We start from the raw sequence: 2,818 nt of genomic DNA, 5'->3' as shown, positions 1-2,818 counted from the left end.
GTGGCAGCACTGATCCTTTCCCCGATACCGCCATCCTCTACAGCGAGGAGGAGGGCGTGGAGACGTGAGCAGTACTTGTTGCGAAGCTTCGCCATGTCGCGTTGGGTGTGCTTATCTGATTTGGCCCCTTTTTGGGTCTTTTCGCTCGTTTGATTTGGCCCCACTTGGTGGACTGATTCCTACTCTCGGTAGCTTCTGTGGAGAAGCTGATCGAGGTAGGAGAGGGAGATGTTGCGGGTGAAGTTGTTTGAGGAGATTCGTCGTGAGCACGGGCAGGGTTCGTCGATCCGCGGGTTGGCTAATGCCCATGGTGTGCATCGCCGTACGGTGCGTCAGGCAATTGAGGATGCGGTGCCGCCGCCACGTCAGACACCGCCACGTGACGCACCTGTGCTGGGTCCGTTCAAAGACACGATCCGGGTTTGGCTCGTCGCCGATCTGGATGTGCCCACGAAGCAGCGTCACACGGCGCGCCGTGTGTGGGAACGCCTGGTGTCTGAGCATGGTGCCCAGGTCGGTGAGTCGACGGTGCGCCGATACGTTGCCCGGGTGAAGGCCGAGTTGGTGAAGACACCAACGGTGGCTGTCCCACAAACCCACCGGCTCGGGGAGGAGGCTGAGGTCGATTTCGGTGAGTTCTATGCGTGGCTCGATGGGGAATGGACCCGTCTGTGGCTGTTCGTGATGCGTCTCTCAGCGTCGGGGAAAGCGTTCCATTGTGTGTTCGGGAACCAGTGCGGCGAGTCGTTCTATGAGGGCCACAACCTGGCGTTCGCGTACTTGGGTGGTGTTCCTTCAATGATCCGTTACGACAATCTGAAAGCGGCTGTGACCAAGATCCTTCTGGGTCGTGACCGGTGGGAGAACACCAAGTTCATAGCGTTGAGGTCTCATTACGGATTCGACTCGTTTTTCTGTCTCCCCGGTATCGACGGTGCCCATGAAAAGGGCGGTGTGGAGGGTGAGATCGGCCGGTTCCGCAGACGCCATCTCGTCCCCGTCCCGAAAGTGGCGTCACTCAAGGACCTCAACGCCCTGGTCGCCACAGCCGATATCACAGACGATGCTCGCGTCATTTCGGGGCGTCCTTTGATCGACGGCCGCCGGGTCACAGTCGGCGACCATTTCGCGTTGGAACAGCCGCTGCTCCAGACGTTGAACCGGGAACCGTTCGATGTCGCGGTCGTCCTCGAATGCCGGGTGGATCACAAATCGAGGGTCTGTGTGCGTCAGGCCCACTACTCAGTGCCGGTCCGCCTCGCCGGAACCAAGATACGGGTCCGTCTCGGGGCGTCGCATCTCGAGATCCTCGACGGATCCAACATTGTGGCACGTCACGCACGGTCACTGCACAAAGGCACCGAAACGTTGACGTTGGACCATTATCTCGAGATCCTGACCCGTAAACCCGGGGCGTTGCCTGGGGCAACCGCCCTGATCCAAGCCCGGACTTCGGGGACGTTCACCGAGGCGCATCAACGATTCTGGGACACGGCACGGCGCCGCCACGGTGACCAGGCCGGCACCCGGGCGTTGATCGAGGTGCTGCTCCAACATCGTTGCCTCCCGCACGATTCGATCGTCACTGCACTACAAGCAGCGAACCACACAGGCATCGTCGACCCAATGGTGGTCATTGTTGAAGCCCGCCGCCACACCGACCAGAGACAACCAGCCGATGCAATCCCCATCGGGACACTGGCACGCTACGACCGACCCACACCCGACGTCGCCATCTATGACCAGCTACTCACAGGAGAACCCACATGACCGTGTTGACTGAACAAGCCGCCGACGCTGCGATCATCGCAGCAGCCACCACCCTGGCGTTACCAACCGTACGCACCCAAGCCGGCGACATAGCCGACGCCGCCGCCCGTGACCAGCTCACCCACCGCGCCTACCTTGCAGAGCTGCTCGCATCCGAAGTCGATGACCGTGCCGAACGGCGCCGTATCCGACGCATCCGAGAAGCCCACTTCCCACGACTCAAACATCTCGCCGACTTCGATACCTCCATCACCCCCATCAACGGTGCCACCATTGCAACCCTCACCCAAGGTGACTTCATCACCAAAGGGGTTCCCGTCGTGTTCCTCGGCGACTCAGGCACAGGCAAAACCCACCTCCTCATCGGTACCGGTGTCGCCGCGTGCCACAAAGGGCTCTCCGTGCGCTACACAACCGCAGCCGGCCTCGTGAACGAACTCGTCGAAGCCCAAGACGAACACACCCTCTCACGCCTCATTGCACGCTACGGACGCCTCAACCTCCTCCTCATCGACGAACTCGGCTACCTCCACCTCGACCCCAGAGGAGCCGAACTGCTGTTCCAAGTCATCACCGAACGAGAAGAACGCGCCTCAATCGTCGTAGCCACCAACGCACCGTTCTCAGAATGGGCCAACACATTCACCGACCCGCGCCTGTGCTCAGCAATCATCGACCGGCTCACCTTCAAAGCCCACATCATCGAAACCGGCACCGACTCCTACCGGCTCCGCACCACCAGAACCGGAACCACAAAATGACTACCCTCAGTCACCACACACCCCACAGGTGGGGCCAAATCAAGCGAGCGCGGTGGGGCCAAATCAAGTGGACATTCCCACCTGGACCCCCAATGCGATTGACAGGTGCGTCTTGCCGGTGCCTGGGGGTCCGAGGAAGATCACGTTGTGGGCTTCACGGAGGAAGTCGAGTTGGTGGAGATGCGCGATCTGCTGCCTCGACACGGACCTCTGGTGGGTGAAATCGAAATCGTCGAGGGTCTTAGTCTGGGGGAACCGGGCTGCTTTGACCCGGTTCTCGCCGCCGT

General features: G+C 60.8%; 3 protein-coding genes. 2 read left to right on the top strand and 1 reads right to left on the bottom strand.

What is annotated here, in order from left to right:
• Nucleotides 1-228: 228 nt before the first annotated feature.
• Nucleotides 229-1,770 carry an IS21 family transposase gene (locus IIC71_15140; GenBank protein ID MCH7670514.1) on the top strand — a complete coding sequence of 514 codons (1,542 nt, stop codon included), beginning with the start codon at nt 229-231 and terminating at the stop codon, nt 1,768-1,770.
• On the top strand, nt 1,767-2,531 hold the full coding sequence (locus tag IIC71_15135; protein ID MCH7670513.1) for an ATP-binding protein: 765 nt from the start codon (nt 1,767-1,769) through the stop codon (nt 2,529-2,531). The genes IIC71_15140 and IIC71_15135 overlap by 4 nt, the downstream gene beginning before the upstream one ends.
• A gap of 63 nt (nt 2,532-2,594) precedes the next feature.
• On the opposite strand, the gene IIC71_15130 is transcribed toward IIC71_15135, so the two are convergent.
• A partial coding sequence (locus IIC71_15130) for an ATP-binding protein (protein MCH7670512.1) occupies nt 2,595-2,818 on the bottom strand: 224 nt, incomplete at its 5' end.

It is taken from the genome of Acidobacteriota bacterium, from assembly GCA_022562055.1.
Taxonomy (GTDB): Bacteria; Actinomycetota; Acidimicrobiia; order Spongiisociales; family UBA5794; genus BMS3BBIN02.
Note: the sequence above shows the minus strand (reverse complement) of the source record. Positions and strands in the feature narration are given on the sequence as shown.

Coding starts and splice junctions, on each gene's coding strand:
- IIC71_15135 (MCH7670513.1), top strand. CDS start 1,767: ATGACCGTGTTGACTGAACAAGCCGCCGACGCTGCGATCATCGCAGCA.
- IIC71_15140 (MCH7670514.1), top strand. CDS start 229: ATGTTGCGGGTGAAGTTGTTTGAGGAGATTCGTCGTGAGCACGGGCAG.